This is a genomic window from Mucilaginibacter angelicae (assembly GCF_042434235.1).
Lineage (GTDB): Bacteria > Bacteroidota > Bacteroidia > Sphingobacteriales > Sphingobacteriaceae > Mucilaginibacter > Mucilaginibacter angelicae.
Window position 1 is genome coordinate 488,357 of the sequence record NZ_JBHLTS010000022.1, and the last position, 23,230, is coordinate 511,586.

Below are 23,230 nucleotides of genomic sequence, written 5' to 3' on the forward strand. Positions count from 1 at the left end.
GTTGTGTAATTAAGTCGACTGTTGTCTTTTCATTTTTATAAATAGTCTGAAGGTTTGGCCTGCTGCCTGTTAACTTGCCGTGTTGTTGACCGGGTCATATGTCGGTGTAAGGATACCCTAATGCACGAACAGGTAGAAAGTGCATTCCCATTACAATCGCCTCGGCAAACTGGCACCTGTCATCTTCGTTTTAACAGCCAGCAGACCAATTTATCTCAGACTTTTTGTAATTGATTACTCCACCATTTTTCAAAGTTGATGGTCCCCAGTTCTGCCTGTCCGGCCGGTACTAACGCTTTATGACTAATTTCCCCGCCGTAGTATGATGGCTTGCCGTTAGGTACTACCTTCCGCAGATCATTTGCATGCCGCAGGTATTGGGCCACCACTTCATACATGGCAAACCGTTCCGGACCAGCTATTTCTACCTTGCCATTGATGGGTGCTGCCAAGGCATATTTGGCGACGAAGGCCGCCACATCGTCTGCAGCGATGGGCTGGAACCACACGTCTGAAAGATGTACTTCGTTCCCGTCGGTGGCCTGGTCGGCGATACCTTTCAGAAATTCAAGGAATTGGGTGCTGCGGATGATCGTATAAGGTACCCCCGACTGCTTGATAATATCTTCCTGGGCTTTTTTGGCCCGCATGTAACCGATGTTTTGCATAATGTCGATGCCAACAATCGACAGAGCCAGATGATGTTTTACGCCTGCGTTAATTTCTGCCGCCAGCAAATTGCGGCCGGATGTCTGGAAAAAATCCAGGACAGCCTGGTCTTCCCAAGAGGGTGAGTTGGCAAGGTCAACAACGACATCGGTATCGTTCATAGCTTCCGCTAAGCCTTCTCCTGTAATGGTATTGATGCCAGTGGCCGGAGAGGCGGCAATCACCTGGTGCCCTGCCTGACGAAGATGGGCAACTACTTTGGTTCCAATGAGGCCGGAGCCTCCAATGACTACGATTTTCATAATTTAACTTTTTTAACTGTTTCAGCACTGTTAATTCAAATGCGATGCCAATCAATTAAGTAATTGATAATCAAATAAATATAAAATAAATGGAGTTATTTTTTCACTATATTTAGTGAAAGCACTACTTGTTTCACCTTATAAAGGGAACAATGCGGAGTGTCGCAGACATGGATTAGCTAAAATAATCCTTTTTGGTGATGGCTAATTTCTTCAATTTGGAGTGCAATGTATTGCCAGGGATCTTCAATATTTCGGCGGCGCTGCCGGGACCTGAAATTTTGCCTGAACAACGCCTCAGTATTTCAATAATATAACTGCGTTCAACCTCTTCAAGGGAATGGTTTAAAAGATGGGGTAGCTCCTGTTTATCTGTAACGGTATTTTGCGGGATGTATACATCATGCAAAATACCATCGGTGGTAAGTAATATGCTGCGCTCTATCAAATGCTCCAACTCCCGCACATTGCCCGGCCAGGTATAGCTGCGCAATTGCTGTATCACTTTTGGTGCGATCTTCCTGATCTTACGGCCTGTATTACGGCTATACTTCTTTACAAAAAAATGTGTAAGTGGTTCAATATCTTCCAGCCGCTCACGTAACGGAGGCAGATTGATGGGAAATACGTTTAACCGGAAGTACAAATCTGCGCGAAAACGGCCCGCCTTCACTTCTTCTTCCAGGTTGCGGTTAGTAGCAGCAATCAAACGTACATCAACTTTAATGGTTTGTTTGCCTCCCAAACGTTCCAGTTCGCGTTCCTGGATCACGCGCAGCAATTTTGCCTGAGCCTCGGGCGGCAATTCGCCAACTTCATCCAGAAACAGGGTGCTATTATTTGCCAGTTCAAATTTACCTATGCGGCGGTCTATGGCACCGGTAAATGAGCCCCGCTCATGACCGAATAATTCACTTTCTATTAAATTGGCAGGTAAGGCGGCGCAGTTCACCTTCACCATCAATTTGTCATTACGCGGCGATGCGTTATGAATGGCCCTTGCAATCAATTCCTTTCCCGTACCTGTTTCGCCCAATATCAAAACTGTGGTATTGGTCCCTGCCACCAGTGACATGAGCCGGTATACCTCCTGCATCTGCTCACCGTTGCCAATAATTTCCGAAAAATTATAGATAGTTTTGATCTGTTCTTTCAGATAGTCATTCTCTACCTCGAGCTGCTTTTTATAGGCCAGCAGCTTTTCATTGGCTTGTATATTAGCAATGGCAATGGATATCTGTGCACAAATACCTTTCAGCATCAGCTTGCTCAGCCTGTCTGCCAGTAGCCAGATGGTGCCGATATTTTTGTTGCCAACCCGCAATGGCAGGCCGTACATATTTTTTAAGCCGGTAGTTTTCCATAATCTTGCATAGGTGTTGCCGGTCTTTAGCTCTTCCTCTATATTAAATACTATCCCGTCCTCACTGGCAAGTACTTCTGCTGTATAAGCATCTTCGACAGTGACGCGGTTGGCAAGTAATTCTGCGAAATGTGTTTTTGCTGTTTCAAATAACGTTTCATCATACATAAACGCTGACAAGTTATAGTCATCCTCGTCTATTATCCGGATCATGGACAATTGTGTATGCATGGTTTTGTCCAGTACCCTAAAAATAGCTGCCTGCAGATCCAACTTGGTTTTTACCAGTGCAACATCGCTACTGAAATCGAGCAAAAAAGCCTGCTCCTCCTGCTTTTTATTGATTTGCTCATTGGCCATAATATTGGCCAGGGCGATGGATATTTGCGAACAAATGCCTTGCAACAACTGAACATTGATCTCTTGAATGTCCAGGAACAAAATTCCATGATTCGTTTCGCCGTTCCGCAAACGGATGCCCACAATTTCTTTGAATCCCATCGTCTTCCAATACTGTAAATAAGATGAGGTGATGCCGCGCTGTATTTCCCTGTCTACCTTGAACAATAAAGGGATAGCGCTATTTAGTACACGGTCCTGCAGTCCGTCATTAATAGGATATCTGGCTTGCTCCAGCGCATCTATCACTTTCGGATCATGCGTTTTAGTAAGATCATAAGCATAGGGACTCATAGTGGTGTTATCTTCATTGATCTTGCGAATGACAAAACCACCCGGTGGATTTATTTTTTTTAACACGGCGCGAACGGCCAGGGCCAGTTCTTCTTTCGTTCTTACGGTTGCGATGCCATTACTAAAATCGAGGAGCAAGGATTTCTCCTTTTCCTTTTTAATTATCTCTTCATTTTTGATGATGTTGGATACAGCACCCGATAACTGTGGCGCAATACCTTTAATAACGTTTCGGAATTCAATGCTGAAACTATTAGGTTTATCGGAATAAATATGAATAAACCCCATTGGCTTCCCCTCTTTCATAAGCCTGGTCATCAGTATTTCCTTTACGCCGGCTTCATAATTGGCTCGCAGAAAGGAGGGGCTTTGCGGCTGGTCCATAATATCTTCCAGCAAAAAAGAGATGGGTTCCTCTGCACGCAATGCGGCTTGAATGAATGACTCGTTCAGTGAAAAATGCGCCTTTATCAATTCCGGGTATATCGCATGTGACCGGATGGGAGAGGATTTATGATCGAGTAGGAAGGGTGTATAGGTTTCATCCCTGGCATCGATGAGGGTCACGATCGTATGCGTAAAATAGAACAGGCTCCTGATCCGATTTGAAAAAAGGATAATCAGGTCATTTTTATCCCGTACTCCGGTAATATCGTTACCCAGGTCCGATAAGATTCTTCTTTCCTGTTCAAGTGAAGCGAGAGAAGGAACTGAAAGGCCGGGATCCATATCTTTTACCCTTTTCATGAAGCGTTAATAAGATAGCTTATTGAGCCGGCAATTTAGGGAAAATAAAGGTGAGTCAGGCCAGGGCTGACCAAAAAGTAAATGACATTTATTGGCAATCCCTGTTTCAAGTGCCAAGTTAACAACTGATCATAAAAGAGTGATATAATTGTTTTCATGTCACGTTAGCAATATCATCAGCAAATTAATTTCCAGCTCTCTTCTGCTCTTCTTCCGAACCGGACTTGCTTTGCGTTTTGGCGAGTTTGCCGCTGCCAAAGCGGTAATTGAAGGTTAATAAAAAAGCCCGCGAATAAACATAGGAATAACCGTGCTGGATAAGGTTGAGATAACGATCGCTGCTGCCCCGGCTTTCGGTGTTTAATATATTGTTTGCGTTCAAGGTGAGTGAACCCTGCCCATGAAACAATTTTTGTTTGGCAGCAAGGCTTAAAACCGAGTAAGCGCCAAAAATGGAACCCACAAATTGCCGGCGCGATTCATACTCGAAATCGGCTTCTAACGATAGGTTATCGCTGCAACGGAAACTGTTATTGGTCACCAGATCGAGCGTGACAAACCCCGGGTCGTCAAAGCTGAACCCGTTGTTGGCGGTGCCGTTAAACAGATTTTGGTAAAAGGTGGCGGTGGTGTTGGTGGTGAACCATTTGACCAGCACTTTATTAAAGCTTAGGTCGACATTCCAGGACTGTGCAAGCGGTATGTTGGTGGGCATCCGCGTAATGGTCGTTTTATTGGAATCGAGATAGTATAAGGTGCGGAGATAATTATGGTCGAGATCATAAGCTGCGGTGACGAAAAACGTATTCTTCCACGACCAGGTCAATTCGGAATGCCAGTTGATGTCCGGTTTGAGATTAGGGTTACCCTGGAAAGAAAGCGTCGCCGAAAGCGGCCGCCTGAAGGGTACCAGTTCATGGTAGTCGGGCCGGTCGATGCGTTTCCCGAATTGGAAATTTAAGGTATTGCGCTCATCGATCTTGTCGTTGACAAAAACGGTGGGGAACAACCCGAAATAATTTTGATGGAAGGAAGCGGCGTTGTTGAGCTGCTTACCATCCATCTGCGTTTGCTCTGCCCTTAAGCCGGCTTGTACTGCTATTTTTTTGTATTGGCGGTTGAAATTGATATACGCCGCATTGATATTCTCGCTGTTCACATTATCATCGCTTTGAGACGGATCTGCCACGTTTAGCCCGTTGACCTGGTTATAATAAATGCTGTTGTTCAAGGTTTTTACATAGCTCGATTTCAGGCCAGCCTCGATTTTACCATTACCGGGTAAAGGCATTACATAATCTGTTCTTGCCCCTAAAATATGTAAAGTCCGCATCTCGTCGATAAATACATTGCTGCGGTTCAAAAAAAATCCCGAAGGGTCGTAGTTTAAGCCGGTATTGTACTGGCCGGGCCGGTAACGATAGTCGGAGTAATCCACATCAACCGACCAGGCCCTGATCGTCGTATCCGGCTTATGCAATAACTGGATGCCCGTGGTGAAATTAAGCGGCTTATCGATGTTCAGCGCATTAAAATTTTCACTGCCCGTTTTAACCCGGTTGCTGTCAGCGGTGGTTAGTATAGAGGTCAAATTATTGTTAGAGCTGCGATCCGAGACGCTGCCTGTCAACGTCAGCGTGGCCTTTTTTGACAGATAGAGGTCGATACCCGCCGATGAATTGTAGGCTTTATTGATGGTTGTCGCTTGGTTGGTGGTGTTTTGTTCGGAAGCTAAGGCATTACCGTTCATGATATCGCTGGTGCCGTAACTTGAGGTGTAGCCGTTGCTGTAACCGTAGCTGTTATTCAGGTATAAATTGTACTTATCGGTTTTGAAATTGAGAACCAGGCTGCTGTTGTAACGGCTGTAGTGCGGCCCCAGCCCGGTACCGGCTGTGACATTTCCGTTAAACCCGCTTTTCGTATTCTTTTTGCGGATGATGTTAATGATGCCGCCGGTGCCTCCAGCATCATATTTTGCCGATGGGTTGGTCATGATCTCGATTTTCTGGATATCCGACGAGGGCGTATTGGTTAGCAAATTGGCCAGGTCATCGGCCGACAAGAACGTCGTTCGCCCGTCGATAGTGACATTGACACCCGATTTACCGTTAAGGGTGACCTGCCCGTCTGGAGTAACCTGTACGCCAGGTAATTTTTTCAGAAGTTCCAGGGCGTTCGTTCCTGTATTAGCGATATTCTGATCCACATTGACCACGGTCCTATCGATCTGTTTTTCGATCAGGGGAGTTTTAGCCTGAATGGATACTTCGTGTAACTGCACAACAGCAGATTTTAAGGTAATGACACCGGCATCTGTGAGGCTATCCCTGCAGGTTATCAGGAGCTTGCTCGACTGATAACCTACGAGGCTGATTTTCAACAGGTAATTCCCCTGAAAAACATCTTTAAAAATAAAACGTCCCGACGTGTCGGTTGTCAGCACCTTATAGATTGCGGTATCCGGTAATTTTTGCAGCCGGACAATAGCGCCTGCAACAGGCAGGTTTTTGTCATCATTTATCTTGCCCAGGATATTTCCTTGTGCATAAGCAAACGAACCATAAATAACAAAAAACAAAAGTATATACAATGGCCTCATGACACAAGAATAAGCCTTAACACCATCCATAAATAAGCCGGCGAACAGAAAGGTAAAAACGACCTACAGACAGGCAGGATCATCGCCTGAAGCCGATTCAGGGGGCACTTTAGCCTGTTCATCGACGGATGCACCGCCGCAGCCATAAAATACTTATTATTGTCTCTGATGAGTTTTTTAGACCGGCTTTTAGATCTTCACCGAAAGCATCGCTGGCTGAGCCATGCGGCCTTTTGGCTTGGCTACCTGCTCGTTGCCGTCAGTGCCAGTAAATACCGGGATGGCAGGCAAGGCACCTATGGTTTCGAGTTCACATCCGATGCCCTGTATATGTTGGCAGAAATGATTGCCGCGTACGGCCTGGCCTATGGCGTAGTACCGCTGTTTTTTTTCCGTAAACGGTATGTACTTGCGGTGATCGCCTTACTGGCTAACTGTTATCTTGCTTGCGTAACAGGCCGCATCTTCATTGTTAAGATCTGCGAACCGCTGGCCTGCGTAAAGCCTAAATCTTTTGAGACATACGGAGAGATCCTGACCGATCTGCCTAAATTGCTGTATGTTTATCTTTTTGATATGCTGGCGGCTGCCGCCATTTTCACCTTTGTTAAAGTAGCTAAGGATCAGTCTGAAACCCAAAAACGCGCTGTCGAATTGGAAAAGCAAAAAGCCGAGGCAGAGCTGAAGTTACTTAAAGCCCAATTGCATCCTCATTTTTTGTTCAATACGCTGAATAATATTTATTCGCTTTCACTCAGCAATTCTCCTGTAACCTCCGGTTCTATTGCCCACCTCTCTGAAATGTTGGATTATATCCTGTATCAATGCAATGGAAAGTATGTGCCTGTATCCGGGGAAATTACGTTGCTGAAAAACTATATCAGCCTGGAAAAATTGCGTTATGATGAACGGCTGCGGGTAAATTTTAAAATCGATCAGCAGCACGATATTTTAATAGCACCACTTATTTTATTATCTATTGTAGAGAATGCTTTTAAACATGGGGCCGGCAATGATACCGGATCGCCGGTTATTGATATAGAACTTTTCGCTGAAGTGGATCGTTTTACTTTTAAAGTAGCTAATACCTATTATTCTAAACCGGAAATTGAGCATTCGGAAAGGATCGGGCTGCCGAATTTGACAAAGCAACTTGACCTGATCTATCCCGTCCGGCATACATTGAGAATTGCACAAAATGAAAATACGTTTGTTGTTGAACTGTATATTGACCTGACATGAAGATCCGCTGCCTTATTGTAGACGATGAACCACTGGCTATCCAGTTATTGCAAAAACACATTGCGCAATTGGATTTGTTTGAAGTGATGGGGACTTGTACCAATGCTATCCAGGCATTATCCGTACTGCAAAGGCACACAGTCGACTTATTGTTTATGGACATCAAAATGCCGCAGCTATCCGGACTGGACCTGTTAAAAAACCTGCAGCATCCGCCTAAAACCATCCTTACGACGGCTTACCGCGAATTTGCGCTTGATGGCTTTGAACTGGGTGTGATCGACTATTTGTTGAAACCCATCACGTTCGACCGTTTCTTTAAATCTGTTGAACGTTATTTGAATACGGTTAACTATACCGTGCCCGAAGTGCTATCTTCATCCGAGGTGCAATTTGTCTACTTGAAATCGGGCCATAAGTTTTTTAAGGTGAATACGCATGATATCTTATATGCGGAAAGCCTGAAAGACTACGTTCACGTACATACTAAAGAAAACGTGATCATCTCAAAGTACAAGATCAGTGACCTGGAGAAGGAATTAAATGGCAAAGGCTTTTTAAGAATACATCGCAGTTTTATTGTAAACCTGGAGCACGTTACAGCTTTTACGACGAATGATGTAGAGATCGGTAAATTAGAATTGCCCATAGGGGATACCTATAAGGCGCTGGTACAACAAGTAAAGAGGTGACAGTGATAAATAACACCAACCAAAGGCAAAAAAATGCGAAAATGAGACGATATGCATGGACTTTGATACAATATGAAGATATCCCGGCAACGTCTTTACTTACTTTTACGATCTGAATAAAACATCAATTATATACTATCCATGAACCAATCTAACCGATTTAAGTCATTGGTCTTGTTGGCCTATGCATGCCTGACCGGCACTGTGCATGCACAGGAAAGAAAAGCACCTGCGTATCCGCTGATCACCCACAACACTTACTTTAGCATCTGGTCAAATACCGATCAACTGAACAACTCTACCACAACACATTGGACAGGCGCAGAGCACTCTCTGCTGGGGCTGATCAATGTGGATGGGAAGATCTATCGTTTCCTTGGCAAAGAGCAAACCAGCTATAAAACCATATTGAGCGCTTCTGATGAAGCCTCTTATAACGTTAACTACACGGAAAATAAACCAGCGGGTGACTGGACCTCGCTAAAATACAATACCGCAGGCTGGAAATCCGGACAGGCGCCGATCGGCGACGATGAGAAGAGCGTAAAAACGCTATGGAAATCGGACGATATTTGGGTAAGACGGACGTTTAATCTTAATAATATTGCCGGCATTAATGAGCTTTTGCTAAAACTTAACCACGACGACAACGTTGAGGTTTTCCTGAACGGCACCAGTGTTTACGAGAAGAAAGGCTGGACAAGCAGTTTCCAATATTTCCCAATCAATAAAAGTGCACTTAAAGCGGGTCAGAATGTGATAGCTATTCACCTGGCTAATACGGCAGGCGGCCGCTTTTTGGATTTTGGCCTTGCAGACAAACTAAAAGATAATGCTGCCCAAATCTTACTGGCCGAACAAAAAAATGTCGAAGTAAATGCAACGCAAACTGTTTACAATTTCGCCGCCGGAAAAGTGGACCTTCAGCTTACTTTCACTTCACCGTTGCTGTTAAACGATCTGAGATTGCTATCCCGTCCGGTTTCTTACGTTACTTATAAAGTGAACGCAAATGACGGGAAAAACCACGCCGTAAAAGTTTTCCTCGGCGCGTCATCTGATATCGCAGTCTACCAGCCTTCACAGGCGGTTACTACACAAAAATATGCCACCGCAAAACTCTCTGTTTTAAAAACCGGCACCGTTGAGCAGCCCGTTCTTCAAAAAGGTGCCGATGATATGCGTATCGACTGGGGCTATTTTTATGTGGCCGCGCCAAAAACGGCCGGAGCGGTTCAATTTATCACCAAAGGCAGCGAAGCTGCTAACGCATTCAAAAAGGGTTCTGTTTCATCAACCGCATCAAAGGGCCATTCACTTTCACTAAATACGATCATTCCCTTCGGAACTGTTGGTAAAAACGCTGTTGAGCGCTTTGTTGAATTAGGCTATGACGAACGGTTTTCGGTACAGTACTTCAATACTGATTTGAGGCCATGGTGGAATAATTCGGGCAAAGCTACCATTGAAGGTGAACTGACAGACGCCTTTAATGAATATCAATCTGTTACACAAAAATGCAATGCCTTCGATAAGGAGGTTTATGCAGATGCCTTGCGTTCGGGAGGTAAAGAATATGCATACTTGTGCGTATTGGCCTATCGTCAAAGCATTGCGGCGCATACACTGGTTAAAAGCCCCGCAGGTGAAACCTTATGGCTATCTAAAGAAAACAATAGCGGCGGTTTCATAAATACCGTGGATGTAACTTATCCCTCAGCGCCGCTTTACCTGCTTTATAACCCGGAATTGATGCAGGGTATGCTGAATGGTATTTTCCACTTCAGTGAATCGGGCAAATATCCTCATCCATGGGCTGCACATGACCTCGGCACTTATCCAAAGGCTAACGGACAAACCTACGGTGAGCCGATGCCTGTGGAGGAATCCGGTAATATGATCATCCTTTGTGCCGCTATTGCTAAAGCGGAAGGTAATGCCGGCTATGCAAAAAAACACTGGCAAACGCTAACCACCTGGGTTGATTACCTTACCAAAGAAGGTTTGGATCCGAAATCCCAGCTATGTACAGACGACTTTGCCGGACATTTGGCCCGCAACGCTAACTTATCGGTAAAAGCCATCGTAGCCATAGCTTGCTACGCGCAAATGGCTGAGACATTGGGCGAAACCCAAACCGCTAAAAAATACCGGGCCATAGCCGAGGGCATGGTGCCTGAGTGGATAAAAATGGCCGATGCCGGCGATCATTATGCACTCACTTTTGACAACAAAGATACCTGGAGCCAGAAATATAACCTGGTTTGGGATAAGGTACTGGGCTTAAATTTATTCCCTCAAAAAGTGTATGATACCGAAACCCGGTACTATCTTACTAAAATAAATAAGTTCGGGCTCCCACTGGACAGTCGTAAATCATATACCAAGAATGACTGGATTGCCTGGACGGCAACTTTTGCTCCTCAAAAGGATCAGTTCGAGGCACTGATCAGGCCGCTTTATGTACACGCTCTCGAGACCCTATCACGCGTGCCCCTGAACGATTTTTACGATTCAAAAACGGGCATTAGGGAAAACTTCAAAGCGCGGAGCGTAGTAGGTGGTTTTTATATGAAAATACTGGCTGATAAATTGAACGCAAAATAACTCCTGAACATGTAATTATGAGCCGTACAGTTTCCACGTTGAAGGTGGAGGCTGTACGGCTCATATTATATCAGCGCCCTATTCTCTGATCCTAATATAATGAACAATAATAAACTGATCACCAAACCGCATTACCCGATACTGGATGGTTTACGCGGTGTTGCAGCCATCATCGTAGTTACCTTTCATTTAACCGAACCGCTGGGGACAGGCCATCTGGATATCATCGTTAATCATGGATACCTGGCTGTCGATTTCTTTTTCCTGCTGTCAGGTTTTGTTATCGGCTATGCCTATGACGATCGCTGGCATAAAATGACAATCGGCACTTTCCTTAAACGCCGTATCGAACGCCTTCAGCCAATGGTAATTTTAGGGATGACACTCGGTGCTATCGGATTCTATTTTACGGATTCTACGATATGGCCGCTCATTCATATCGTCCCCGTTTGGAAGATGCTGCTGGTGATGCTGATCGGTTATACCATCCTTCCCGTACCCCTATCGCTTGATATACGAGGTTGGCAGGAAATGCACCCCATGAACAGCGTAGGATGGTCATTATTCTTTGAATACATCGCCAACATCCTTTATGCGGTTTGGATAAGAAAATTTTCAAAACTCACATTGACTGTATTAGTATGCGTTGCAGGCGTAGCACTTGCACACCTGGCTATCATCAATGGAGATGTCAGCGGTGGCTGGACGCTGAATTTAGAACAGGTGCGCGTGGGTATTACCCGCACTATATACCCGTTCTTTGCCGGCCTGTTACTTTCACGTGTAGCAAAGCCAATCCTCGTTAAAAATGCCTTTTTGTGGTGCAGCCTCTTGGTGGCCATTGTACTATATATGCCGCGCATAGGCGGTGCAGGCCATCTTTGGATGAACGGGATCTACGAGTCTGTTTGCATCATTATCGTTTTTCCGCTTATCGTTTACCTTGGCGCCGGCGGGGAGGTTCATACCCAAACAGAGAACAAGATCTGCAAATTTCTTGGCGAAATCTCCTATCCTCTTTACCTGGTGCATTATCCGCTGGTTTATTTTTATGTGGCATGGATCAGCAATCATAAAGGCGTAACCATTGTACAGGCCTGGCCTTATGCCTTAGCTATTTTGATAGGTGCAATTATCCTGGCGTATATCACTTTGAAATGGTACGATGAGCCGGTTCGTAAATGGCTGCGAAAGAAACTTGGCTAAAATGAATAGCTTGTATAGTATTTACAGGATTTACTCACAAATCTGTATAGCTTTTTCAGGACGGGGCAAGAAGGAAAATTCATTTTAATAACCGTACGGTACGTGTTCGCTTACGAGACATTTTTTTCAATCAAATACCGTATATACAATTAATTATCAGATGATTATATATCTGGCACGGAATTTACGAAAGAATTCGTATGAACAAGCTTCCGTTGATTAAAGAAATTACCAGAATTACCAATAACCTCGATATCCGGGTATCAACCCGTTTTTGCGCAGGGAACGGTGCGGGCAAACATGAGCATGAACACCCGAACCTGGTTTTTATACTGGCTGGCGGCTGCGCCGAGAAAAGACAACATGGGACTTATGAAAGGAAAGTAGCTGACCTTGCCTATTTACACGCGGGTGAAGCGCACGAAACTACTTTTGCAGAAATTCCCACCCGCTACCTATCAGTTGATATCAAACCGGTAGTATTTGCGGAAAATCATATTAAAGAAGAGCACCTAATAAATGCCATCAATAAATCCCCTGATGCAAAATTCCTGGTCTTAAAAATATACCGGGAAATGCTGCACAATGACGATCATACCACGGATTCGATTGCCATGCTGTTTTACGAGTTTGCCTCCATTTCACGCAGGATAAACCCAAAAAAGAAAACGCCGCACTGGATCACGATCGTAAATGAACAGCTAAACGATAACTGGAATAAAACCATCACGTTGAAAGAGCTGTCTCAGGTAGCCGGAGTAAATCCCATTACTATATCCAAACATTTTCCCGCCTATTTTGGCTGCACACTTGGTGCCTACATGCGCAAACTAAAAATAGCGCATTCTTTATCCCTCATTAAACAGGAAGGCACGCTGTTAACGCAAACAGCGCATGTTTGCAATTTTTCAGACCAAAGCCATTTCATCAGGAATTTCAGGAACTATACCTCTCTTTCTCCTAAACAGTATCAAAAACTTTAAAAAGGCAAATACCATTCTATTTTCAGGCCGTTCCGTCACCTACCTTTAATCATAAATATTAAATAAAATAAATTATGAGATATTATATCCTATTGTTCTTCCTGTTCCTGGCCACATTCGCTAATGCCCAAAAGTTTTATGTGAGTTATAAGCCTTCCGCTTATAAAGGCCCGTTTACAGGCAACGTGATCCTGTATCTTTCTACTAAAAACGAAAATCCCAAAAACGAAACCGGCTGGCCCTGTTACCGGATGAAGGTAAAAAATATCATGCCCGATCAGCAGATCGTATTTAACGACTCGTGTACGTCCTATCCCACGCTGCTTTCACGTATACCACGCGGCGATTATTATGTACAAGCCGTATGGGATTTAAATATTGATGGCCGTATCATAGGATTGAGCACCGGCAATATGTACAATTTCAGCCGAAAGGTCAGCTTGAATGATCCCAAAGAAGGGTTTGCACTGGTTTGCGACCAGGCCGTTAAAGCTCCGGCCTTTGTTGACAGCCACTTTGTTAAGGAAATTAAAGTCAGTTCAAAATTGCTGACCAGCTTTAATCATAAGCCGGAATACATCCGGGGTACAGTAATCCTGCCCAAACAATATTATACCGAAACCAAACGACGTTTCCCGGTCTATTTTATGATCGCTGGCTTCGGTGGCGGCTATATACATTATTCTAAGTCGGAGAGCAGTGATACGCTGGCTTCGGTTCCGCTGGACACAGTCGCCTGTATCAAGGTTTACCTCGATGGTGATTGTTCGCTGGGGCATAGCACCTATGCCAACAGCGATAATACTGGCCCGGTAGGCGATGCATTCGCGTACGAGTTTATCCCGCAATTGGATAAACAGTACCGGACGAACGGTGCACGCTTGATCAGGGGGCACAGCAGCGGCGGCTGGACAGTTGTATACCTGCTTACGCATTATCCTAAGCTTTTTGTGGCCGGGAACGCCAGCGCTCCCGATCCGGTAGATTTTCGCCGGTTTTCATTCACCAACCTCTACCAGGATAAAAAGCTGAATGATTATGTCGACGGGCTGACCATGGACAGGCCCCGGATACTCGACAGTGTTGTGTATGATAAACCCAATATAACGCATAGCATTGAAGGTATTTTTTACCGCGGGCAACAAAATGTTTCGTTCGACGCCGTTTTTGGCCCAAAAGGCGCTGACGGGCTACCGGAGCTTATGTTTGACCCCGAAACGCTGGTTATAAACCCTGCTGTAGTTGGGTATTGGAAACGTTACGACCTTACTCAATATGTAATAACGCACTGGCAGGATTTGAAAAAAGACCTGCAGGGGAAATTACGGATTTCCGTGGGGACAGAGGATTCGGTGCAGAGCCCTGCCGTGAGGTTAATGGAAACTGAAATGAAAAAGCTCCAAGCCGATATTGCCTTTGCTTATTACCCTGGCAACCATTTTAGCGTGGTAACAGCAGAATATAAGAAAGCATGGGATGACTTTTTGCTCAAAAGGTACCTGGAATGGCTGAAGTCGCAAGAAAAATAAAGTATGGCACCGTGTTTTGGGATGATTGGCGGTGGTTCCGTGATCTATGGTCACTTTTCTATCTGCCAACATATTGGTAACTTGGAACAGCAATTAAAGCCGCTAAGTACTTGAATCTATATACATTCCATATCAGCCTGTATGACCTGGCCTTCCTGGGAACGATATTTATCGGGCTGAATTTTGCCCTGCTGTTAGGATTAGTCAAAAGTAGTAATCGTGCTGCAAACCGGTTTTTAGCCCTGGCCTTGCTAACAATCGTTTTGGAGATAGCCAGGATATTAGGTATCGACATTGGGCTATCAGCTTACATTACCAACTGGAGTTGGCTGCCGCTGCAATTCTCGCTTGCACTTGGCCCCCTTATCTTCTTTTATGTGCTTAAAATTACCCTGCCGGAGTATAAATTCCGGCGCAAGGACCTGCTGCATTTTAGTCCGCTGCTGCTGGAATTGGGTGCCCAGGCATTGGCATTTAGTGAGAGTATAAAAACAGGCACGGTTAGTTATGAAACGCAGGTCTTTCGGCAGCTGAACCCGGTAATGCAATTACTGGCGTTTGTTTCGGTCATGATTTACCTTTACCTGGCCCACAGGCTGATAGAACGCTTTTACCGGCGAATAAAATTTAATGGGGGCGACAGGTATCGGCACGAATTGCGCTGGCTGCATAGCTTACTGAAAAGTTTCGGCCTGTTATGGCTGTTGTGGATCCCTTTTACAGCTGCAGACTATTTTTATTACCACTACCAATTAAGTATCCATGCTTATTATCCTTTATACCTCCTTTTAGTAGCAATGACCATCTGGATAGCGGCCGTAGCTTTTTTAAAACAGGAAGCTCACGTCTTGGCTGGCTCTGCTCCAGTTTTAAAACCATTACTACCAGCTGATCTGAAACAAAAAGGTATCTGGCTAAAAAAAGTGGTTAAAGAAAAACACTATTACCAGGATCCGGAATTAAGCTTAAGCTCCCTGGCCGAAAAACTTAAGCTGGGTACTCATGAATTATCACGGATCATCAATACGGTGTTTAAAAAAAGCTTCAATGATTTCATTAATGAATATCGTGTTCAGGCGGCAACCCGGAAAATGCAGGACCCGGCTTATGATCACATCACCCTCCTGGGAATTTCGTATGAATCGGGATTCAATTCCCAAAGCACCTTTAACCGCATTTTCAGGCAAATGACGGGAAAAAGCCCGCTGGAATATAAAAACAACCTAAAAAAAGAGCAGCCATCTTATAATTTGGGAAGCCATCACCAATCTACGCCGGTAATTTTGAATCGTGAAAACCCTCCTAAATGGTTTCATGACAAATTAAACCGCAATTATATGTTTAAAAATTATTTTAAAATAGCATGGCGTAATCTGGTGCGCAATAAAAGCTATACTGCTATTAATGTTACCGGCCTGGCTGTTGGCATTGCCGTTTGCATGATGATCTTTATCATTATACAATATCAAACAAGCTTCGATAATTTTCACGCAAAGAAAGATCGTATCTACCGTGTGTTAACCGAATATCATCATACAGAATCAGCAAATATTACTTACGGAAAAGATGTCCCTTTTCCAATGCCTCTTGGATTGAAAACGGCTTTTCCTGAAATAGAACAGGTAGCCCCAATTTTCGCAAGCCAAAATGACCAGTTGCTGATACCTGATAATAATGGAAACACAGTAAAATCATTTAAAGAGCAGAGGGGCTTATTTTATACTGAGCCTTCATTCTTTAAGATCTTTGACTTCCCGCTGCTTGCCGGTTCATACACCTCATTAAAAGATCCCAACAATGTGTTACTTACCAAAGAGATTGCAGAAAAATATTTCGGCGACTGGAAAACAGCAATAGGGAAAACCATCAAACTGCAAATGGGCGGGTATATGTTCGAGCATGGCACAGATGTATTAAGAGTTTCAGGGATCCTGGCAACCATTCCTTCAAATTCAGACTTTCAGCTAAAACTTATTGTTAGTTTTGGAACAGGGTTTACAGGAGATTATTTAGCAAAATCCACCGATTGGGATGGAACAGTAGCTGACTTTGGTTGCTATATTTTGTTGCCACAGCATATTACTGCCGACAATTTCAATCAGCAGCTAAGAGCATATTCACAAAAGGTAAAGTCTGCCGGCAATAAGGACAGCCATATTATACAACCGGTAAGTGCGGTACATTATGATACCCGGGCTGGTAATTACAGCAACAAAACAATCAGTCATCAACTGCTCAATGCATTGTGGCTCATTGCAGCATTTATCCTGTTAATTGCCTGCGTAAATTTCATCAACCTTTCCACTGCACAAGCTGTTAACCGGGCAAAGGAGGTTGGTATAAGAAAAGTTTTGGGCAGCAGTAAATCCCAATTACAGATCCAGTTTATTGTTGAAACATTTTTGATAGTTATGAGTGCGGTAATATTTGCGGGCATTATTACAATTGCTGCATTGCCTTCTGTAAGTAAACTTTTAGAACTTTCGCTTTCATTTAATATACTAACCAATCCCTCAATTATTTTATTCCTTGTGGTTATAACAATTATTGTAACCATACTCGCCGGCTTTTATCCTTCTATGGTTTTATCCCGTTTTAACCCTGTTAATGCGTTAAAGAGTAAATTCACTACCAATCCGGGAAACGGGATCTCATTAAGAAGAAGCCTGGTAGTGTTTCAATTCATCATTGCACAGGCGCTGATTATCGGAACGCTCATCATTGTAAAGCAAATGAATTATTTTATGGATCAACCCTTGGGCTTTGATAAAGATGCCATAATAAATGTTCCTTTCCGTGTAGATAGCGTTCGCCTAAGCAAACTGGATTATTTAAAGAAACAGTTATTATCAGTAAGCGGCGTGCAGGCTGTAAGCTACAGTTCTAACACACCGGTTGAAAATGGCAATGATACATGGAGTGTATTAAAATTTGACCATGCAGTAAAAGAAACAGATTTTAAGGTGATTACCAAATTTGCTGACAACGGATATGTGCCTGCTTATAAATTACCATTAATAGCCGGAAGAAATTTGCAACCATCCAATACGACAAAAGAGTTTTTGGTAAATGAATCGCTCTTAAAAAGTTTGGGGCTTAAAAAGCCGGAGGATATATTGAACAAAGAAATAAGCATTTGGGATGATAAAATAAAATGTCCTGTTGTTGGCGTATTGAAAGATTTTAATGACAGGTCTTTTCGTAATGATCTTGCCCCCTTGCTTATTACCACAAACATCACCATGTACAACCAGGTTGGAATAAAACTGGCGGCCACAAACATTTCTTCTACAATGCAATCTGTTAAAGAAATATTTGAGCAAACCTTTCCCGATTTTGTTTACGAATACCAATTTCTTGATGATAAAATTGGAAGCTTTTACAAACAGGAAAATCAGTTAGCACAATTGTATAAAATTTTTGCAGCAATAGCGATATTCCTTAGCTGTTTGGGATTGTATGGTCTGGCCTCATTTATGGCTGTACAGCGGATAAAAGAAGTTGGCATTCGTAAAGTGCTTGGTGCTACTGCAGGCAATATCGTTTATTTGTTTTCGAAAGAATTTATTATACTCATTTCAATTGCTTTTACCATAGCTGCCCCCATTGCATGGTATTACATGCACCAATGGCTGCAAGCTTATGTTTATCGCATCAACATTAGTTGGTGGTTATTTGCTGCAGGCGGGCTTGCCGCCATAATTATTGCAATGGCAACAATAAGTTTCCAGGCAATAAAAGCAGCAATGGCCAACCCGGTGAAGAGTTTACGGAGTGAGTGATTTTGACAGCCCTTAAACAGCAAATCAGCCCAAAACAAAAAACCCGCCTGGTGGGGCGGGTTTTTCTATAATATATATGATGGAGTTTAATTGAATATTAATTCTCAGCGTAAACGGGTTTGGCGATTCCGTTATCATATGCCTTAAGGTTTTTCTTAAGCAGCTTGCGTGCTACGTGAATGCGGGTTTTAACAGTACCGATCGGGATATCCAGGTGATCGGCAATTTCATGGTATTTATGGCCTTCAAAATACATAGTGAAGGGTACATAATAATCTTCAGGCAGCCTGTCTAAAGCTTTTTTAATATCATCCATTATAAACTTGGCTTCGCCCTGGTTTTTTGTTGAACTGAATACCAGGTTCGGTGATGAAATTTCATCACTTTTAGTAACGAAGGTGCTCATTTTAACAAAACGGCGATAGTTGTTGATGAATGTGTTTTTCATGATGGTATATAACCATCCTTTTAAATTGGTGCCTTCCTTAAACTTGTTATAGTAAGTTATGGCCTTCAACATTGTATCCTGGACAAGGTCGTTAGCATCGTCTGCGTCGTGCGTGAAATGTAAAGCGTATGATCTTAAAGAAGTCGCCTGACGTAGTACAAGGGTGTTAAACTCAATCTTTGTCATTTTGTTAAAGTTTTGTGTTAACAATTAGACAAGCATAATGCCATTAACCTAAAGTGTGTGGTAAAAAGTCCACATTTAAGCATCGGCAACAAAGTTCAATAATTGTGTATTTTTTACACTATTATTACAATTACCATACTGAAAAACAGACCATTAAGCACAAAAAGCAAAGAAAAATAAACTCATAAAAAGGTCAATTGTAACAGGAATGTTATTTAGAACAAATTTTATTTAAAATGAAAATTCACTTTAAATAAACTTATTTAACTAATAATATTAACCTCCCGTTGTAGTGTAACGCCAAATTTAGTGTACACACTGTCTATGATTTGCGACGAAAAGTTATACACTTCCTGCCCTGTAGCTCCTCCGTGGTTCACTAATACGAGGGCCTGGTTTTTCCAGGTTCCTGTGTGGCCAACGGTTTTTCCCTTCCAGCCGCACTGTTCAATGAGCCAGCCGGCAGCCAGTTTTACACCGCCATCGGCAGCCGGGTAATTCACCACGTCCGGAAATTCAGCCTGTACTACAGCAAATTCTTCAGCACTGATCACCGGGTTTTTGAAAAAGCTCCCTGCATTACCAATAGTTGAGGGGTCGGGCAGTTTGGATACCCGGATATGTGCTACCACCTGCGATACATCTTTTATAGTAGGGTTTACGATCCCCCTGTTTTGCAGCTCCTGCCCTATTGCGCCATACTGGGTGTTGAGGTTAGGGATGAGCGATAAATGGAATTTTACAGATACTATAATATACTGCCCTTTCAGTTCGGCCTTAAAAACACTTTCGCGGTAGCCAAACTTGCAATCAGCTTTACTAAATTCTTTAAAAGTGCCTGTCGCTATTTCAAAAGCACGGCAGCTGTGAAAAACATCTTTCAGTTCCACGCCGTAAGCGCCAATGTTTTGAATAGGCGATGCGCCCACCGAACCGGGAATAAGGCTCAGGTTTTCGATACCGGCATAACCGTGGTCAACACAATAGTTCACCAGGTGGTTCCATACCTCGCCGCCGCCGGCTTCAATAAAAACATCATCGTGACTGATGCGGTGCTCAATCCCCCGGATATTCATACGGATTACCAGTCCGTCAAAATCATTAACCATGAGCATATTACTGCCGCCGCCAAGCACCAGTCGCTCGGTTTGTTGCCATTGTGGGTCGGCAAACAGCTCGCGGAGCTCATCTTCATGAGCTATCTCCACAAAGTAGCGGGCACGGGTATCAATAGCAAAGGTGTTAAAGTTTTTGAGTGATACGTTTTCCTGTATTTGCAGCATGTTTTGAGTTCGGATTTGGGATGTTCGATTTCGGAATTTTGAATTTGTAGAACTCCTTAAGCGCAAAAGTAACCAAAAGTAATTTATTGTCTGAACCGTTGATTGGGGATGATTACATTGATTTCGCTGATTTTTTGGTCTGAACTCGAATTAAACGAATTAATTTATGGAATTTGCTTATCGCTTTAAAATTCCGATTATTCCTTAATTCTAAAAACTCCGGTTCAGAATTATTTCACGCAAAGGCGCCAAGCCGCCAAGTTTTTTCTTCTTCGCGGCTTTGCGTGCCTAAATATGCGTGCAACTTCCCCGCTATCCCACCACTCACCTAATCAACTCAATCAACCATTCACTAAAAAAACAATCCCAACCGTTAAAATTTGTTAAATATTTTCCAAACCCCTTGCAAATACGAAATCTATCGTAGATATTTGTACGAAGGAATTCGTAATAGAGAAACAGATGGAAATTAAAGCAACAGAAAGCGAACTTGAAATTTTACAGGTAATTTGGAGAAAGGGCCAATGCACCGTACGTGATGTTCATGAGGAACTTTCTAAAACCAAGGATGCCGGCTACACTACTACCTTAAAACTGATGCAAATTATGCACGATAAGGGAATGGTTGAGCGCGACACCACTTCAAAAACACATTTATACAAAGCTTTATTCACAATGGAGCAGGCGCAAAGCAACGCTTTGGATAAAATCTTGTCTACTGTATTTAAAGGCTCTACTTCCGACTTGGTGATACAGGCGCTTGGCCAGCACCGCGCATCAAAAGACGAGATTGACGCTATTAAAAACTTTTTGAATCAATTTGATCAGGATAAAAAATAAACGTTATGGAAAACTTATTCTATAATATAAGCCAGGTGTTAGGCGTAACCATTTTACAATCGTTATGGCAGGGATTGCTCATATGGTTTGCTTTAAGATTAGTGTTCATTTGCGCGCCGCGATTATCGGCCATTAAAAAGCATAATTGGGCTTTGGGCGCTATGCTTATTTTAAGTGCCTGGTTTATATACACGTTTATCCATCAGTTCAGGATGCATGAGTGGATCAATTACACAGCCGCTGGTGCGCCATCCTTATTACCACGTTTCTACCTGCCGCTGCATGAAGTAGCCGCCCGGCCGCAAAGTAGCTATTACGAATACGTCATAAAAGGCTATCTGCCCTATATATCGGCCCTTTACTTTGCGGGTTTGGTGTTTAACCTGCTTAAGGTAAGCTTAAGCTGGCAAAAGATCAGCCTGATAAAACGTACCATGGTACCTGCCGACAGGCTGCAGGACTTTGCCGATGAGCTTTGCCAAAAGCTGGGGATTACTAAAAATGTGTGGGTAAACTTTAGCCGTATGGTTGATGCACCCTGCATGATTGGCTTTTTAAGCCCCATTATATTGTTGCCGATAACCCTTACTACATACTTATCGGCCACCGAGGTTGAAGCCATTTTACTGCACGAGCTATCGCACATAAAGCGTAATGATTATCTGCTTAACCTAATGCAGCAATTTATTTCCATACTGTTATTCTTTAATCCCTTTGCCCAATTAATTAACCGCATTATTAACCAGGAGCGCGAAAACAGCTGCGACGATCTTGTTGTGCAAACAACCCAACAACCGTTGATTTACGCGCATGCCCTCCTTAAACTGGAGCAAACCAGGCAGCAGCATTTACAGCTGGCCCTGGCTGCTAACGGCAAAAAATATCATTTATTAAACAGAATTGAACGCATCATGAAAACAAAGAAACCTATAGGCAATATCCGCCACCTGCTTGTGGCCATTGCCATAATGGCTGCGGGCGTTAGCAGCATTGCCTGGCTAAACCCTACTATAAAAGATGGCAAGCTAACCGTTACAAAAGTTGCGGCGCCTGCTGCCCTGCATGCAATATTTATGGAGGATACCACACATAAAGTAAAAGCAAAAAAAGCGGTAACCTACAAAAAGAAAACACCTGCCGAAATTGTTAAGGCCAAACAGCGTCACGATAATTTTAACTATGACGGTTTTAACGATGCTGAATTGGAGAAACTAAGTGCCGAAGTAAGTAAACAAGGCGAGCTGATTGGTAAATATTACGCCAGCGACGCTTTTAAAAAGCAACAGGCAGCACTTGAAGCCAAGAGCAAAGCACTTCAAGCTTATTATAATACCGATGCCATGGAGAAAATGAAGCTGCAAATGCAAAAAATGGGCGAAGACTTCCAAAAGGATTATGGCGAAACATCTGAAAGCAAAAAAACCAGTGAACAGATGGGCGAGATCGGCCGTAAGATCGGTGCTTATTACAGCAGTCCTGACTTTAAAAAAATGAACGAGGAACTGGAGAAAAAGTATGGCATTCCGCATAACCGGGGTTACAATGGCTATAACGATGACAGGGACCCTAACTACAAAAAATACCAGGACGAACTGCAAAGCAAGATCCCGGCTGATGTAAAAGAACAAACCGAGCAGCTTAAAAGACTGGGAGAAAAAATAAGGAGCCGTTACCAATCGGCAGACTTTGTTGCCAAAAGAGACAAAATGAAAGCCATGGGCGATAGTATCAGGATAGCTTATAACAATCCTGACATGAAAAAGCTACAGGATGATATGAAGAACATTGGCCAGCAAATGCGTGGTTTCCAGGATAGCCCCGAAATTAGAGCTGCTCAGCAACGCCTTAAAGAAGCCAGCAAAAAACTGCGGGATTATATGAAAAGCCCGGCCTTTAAACAAAAAATGAAACTGTACCGCGATAAAATGGATACCCAGTTTGATTATAAGTTTGACACCGACGATAAAGAAGACATAAAAACCGACACAGCTACTAACTAAATTAATTAGCAAATAACATTAAAAATATTTTTTAAAGAGCCTTAATTTGTAATTTA

Annotated in this window: 14 protein-coding genes; 9 read left to right on the forward strand and 5 right to left on the reverse strand. The window is 43.2% G+C overall.

Annotated elements, in window-relative coordinates; all coding sequences use genetic code 11:
- Positions 1–215: 215 nt before the first annotated feature.
- From ACFFGT_RS14230 to ACFFGT_RS14240, 3 genes are all read right to left on the reverse strand, one after another.
- Positions 216–971: an SDR family oxidoreductase gene (locus ACFFGT_RS14230; protein ID WP_377023208.1), complete on the reverse strand. Its 756-nt coding sequence runs from the start codon at positions 969–971 to the stop codon at positions 216–218.
- 175 nt (positions 972–1,146) lie between these two features.
- On the reverse strand, positions 1,147–3,774 hold the full coding sequence (locus ACFFGT_RS14235) for a sigma-54-dependent Fis family transcriptional regulator (RefSeq protein ID WP_377023209.1): 2,628 nt from the start codon (positions 3,772–3,774) through the stop codon (positions 1,147–1,149).
- A gap of 184 nt (positions 3,775–3,958) precedes the next feature.
- Positions 3,959–6,376, reverse strand: a complete 2,418-nt coding sequence (locus tag ACFFGT_RS14240) for a TonB-dependent receptor (RefSeq protein ID WP_377023210.1) — start codon at positions 6,374–6,376, stop codon at positions 3,959–3,961.
- A gap of 168 nt (positions 6,377–6,544) precedes the next feature.
- Between ACFFGT_RS14240 and ACFFGT_RS14245 the strand changes: the two genes are divergently transcribed.
- The 7 genes from ACFFGT_RS14245 to ACFFGT_RS14275 all read left to right on the forward strand — a co-directional run bounded on the left by ACFFGT_RS14245 (position 6,545) and on the right by ACFFGT_RS14275 (position 18,417).
- Positions 6,545–7,618 carry a sensor histidine kinase gene (locus ACFFGT_RS14245; protein ID WP_377023211.1) on the forward strand — a complete coding sequence of 358 codons (1,074 nt, stop codon included), beginning with the start codon at positions 6,545–6,547 and terminating at the stop codon, positions 7,616–7,618.
- Complete coding sequence (locus ACFFGT_RS14250) at positions 7,615–8,310, forward strand: LytR/AlgR family response regulator transcription factor (protein ID WP_377023212.1); 696 nt, start codon at positions 7,615–7,617, stop codon at positions 8,308–8,310. Before ACFFGT_RS14245 ends, ACFFGT_RS14250 begins: the two co-directional genes overlap by 4 nt.
- A gap of 141 nt (positions 8,311–8,451) precedes the next feature.
- Positions 8,452–10,917 carry a glutaminase family protein gene (locus ACFFGT_RS14255; RefSeq protein ID WP_377023213.1) on the forward strand — a complete coding sequence of 822 codons (2,466 nt, stop codon included), beginning with the start codon at positions 8,452–8,454 and terminating at the stop codon, positions 10,915–10,917.
- Positions 10,918–11,016: 99 nt separating this feature from the next.
- The gene (locus ACFFGT_RS14260; protein WP_377023214.1) at positions 11,017–12,123 is read left to right on the forward strand and encodes an acyltransferase family protein; all 1,107 of its coding nucleotides are present in this window, start codon (positions 11,017–11,019) and stop codon (positions 12,121–12,123) included.
- A gap of 200 nt (positions 12,124–12,323) precedes the next feature.
- Positions 12,324–13,106, forward strand: a complete 783-nt coding sequence (locus tag ACFFGT_RS14265) for an AraC family transcriptional regulator (protein ID WP_377023215.1) — start codon at positions 12,324–12,326, stop codon at positions 13,104–13,106.
- Positions 13,107–13,180: 74 nt separating this feature from the next.
- Positions 13,181–14,635 carry an alpha/beta hydrolase-fold protein gene (locus tag ACFFGT_RS14270; RefSeq protein WP_377023216.1) on the forward strand — a complete coding sequence of 485 codons (1,455 nt, stop codon included), beginning with the start codon at positions 13,181–13,183 and terminating at the stop codon, positions 14,633–14,635.
- 110 nt (positions 14,636–14,745) lie between these two features.
- Positions 14,746–18,417 (forward strand): ABC transporter permease, encoded by a 3,672-nt coding sequence (locus tag ACFFGT_RS14275; RefSeq protein WP_377023217.1) that lies wholly within the window; start codon positions 14,746–14,748, stop codon positions 18,415–18,417.
- A gap of 97 nt (positions 18,418–18,514) precedes the next feature.
- Here the strand turns inward: ACFFGT_RS14275 and ACFFGT_RS14280 are convergent, their stop codons facing one another.
- Together ACFFGT_RS14280 and murB are read right to left on the reverse strand one after the other, a co-directional pair.
- Positions 18,515–19,051 (reverse strand): RNA polymerase sigma factor, encoded by a 537-nt coding sequence (locus ACFFGT_RS14280; protein WP_377023218.1) that lies wholly within the window; start codon positions 19,049–19,051, stop codon positions 18,515–18,517.
- A gap of 263 nt (positions 19,052–19,314) precedes the next feature.
- Entirely contained in the window at positions 19,315–20,349 is a 1,035-nt protein-coding gene (gene murB, locus ACFFGT_RS14285; RefSeq protein WP_377023746.1) for a UDP-N-acetylmuramate dehydrogenase, read from the reverse strand.
- A 447-nt stretch (positions 20,350–20,796) separates the two neighbouring features.
- On the opposite strand from murB, the gene ACFFGT_RS14290 reads away from it, so the two are divergent.
- Positions 20,797–21,174 (forward strand): BlaI/MecI/CopY family transcriptional regulator, encoded by a 378-nt coding sequence (locus ACFFGT_RS14290; protein ID WP_377023219.1) that lies wholly within the window; start codon positions 20,797–20,799, stop codon positions 21,172–21,174.
- Positions 21,175–21,179: 5 nt separating this feature from the next.
- Positions 21,180–23,174, forward strand: a complete 1,995-nt coding sequence (locus ACFFGT_RS14295; RefSeq protein ID WP_377023220.1) for a M56 family metallopeptidase — start codon at positions 21,180–21,182, stop codon at positions 23,172–23,174.
- Positions 23,175–23,230 lie beyond the last annotated feature (56 nt).

Excerpts from the sequence above, each read along its gene's own strand:
- ACFFGT_RS14230 (WP_377023208.1), bottom strand. The coding sequence starts at position 971 with ATGAAAATCGTAGTCATTGGAGGCTCCGGCCTCATTGGAACCAAAGTA.
- ACFFGT_RS14235 (WP_377023209.1), bottom strand. The coding sequence starts at position 3,774 with ATGAAAAGGGTAAAAGATATGGATCCCGGCCTTTCAGTTCCTTCTCTC.
- ACFFGT_RS14240 (WP_377023210.1), bottom strand. The coding sequence starts at position 6,376 with ATGAGGCCATTGTATATACTTTTGTTTTTTGTTATTTATGGTTCGTTT.
- ACFFGT_RS14245 (WP_377023211.1), top strand. The coding sequence starts at position 6,545 with ATGAGTTTTTTAGACCGGCTTTTAGATCTTCACCGAAAGCATCGCTGG.
- ACFFGT_RS14250 (WP_377023212.1), top strand. The coding sequence starts at position 7,615 with ATGAAGATCCGCTGCCTTATTGTAGACGATGAACCACTGGCTATCCAG.
- ACFFGT_RS14255 (WP_377023213.1), top strand. The coding sequence starts at position 8,452 with ATGAACCAATCTAACCGATTTAAGTCATTGGTCTTGTTGGCCTATGCA.
- ACFFGT_RS14260 (WP_377023214.1), top strand. The coding sequence starts at position 11,017 with ATGAACAATAATAAACTGATCACCAAACCGCATTACCCGATACTGGAT.
- ACFFGT_RS14265 (WP_377023215.1), top strand. The coding sequence starts at position 12,324 with ATGAACAAGCTTCCGTTGATTAAAGAAATTACCAGAATTACCAATAAC.
- ACFFGT_RS14270 (WP_377023216.1), top strand. The coding sequence starts at position 13,181 with ATGAGATATTATATCCTATTGTTCTTCCTGTTCCTGGCCACATTCGCT.
- ACFFGT_RS14280 (WP_377023218.1), bottom strand. The coding sequence starts at position 19,051 with ATGACAAAGATTGAGTTTAACACCCTTGTACTACGTCAGGCGACTTCT.
- ACFFGT_RS14290 (WP_377023219.1), top strand. The coding sequence starts at position 20,797 with ATGGAAATTAAAGCAACAGAAAGCGAACTTGAAATTTTACAGGTAATT.
- ACFFGT_RS14295 (WP_377023220.1), top strand. The coding sequence starts at position 21,180 with ATGGAAAACTTATTCTATAATATAAGCCAGGTGTTAGGCGTAACCATT.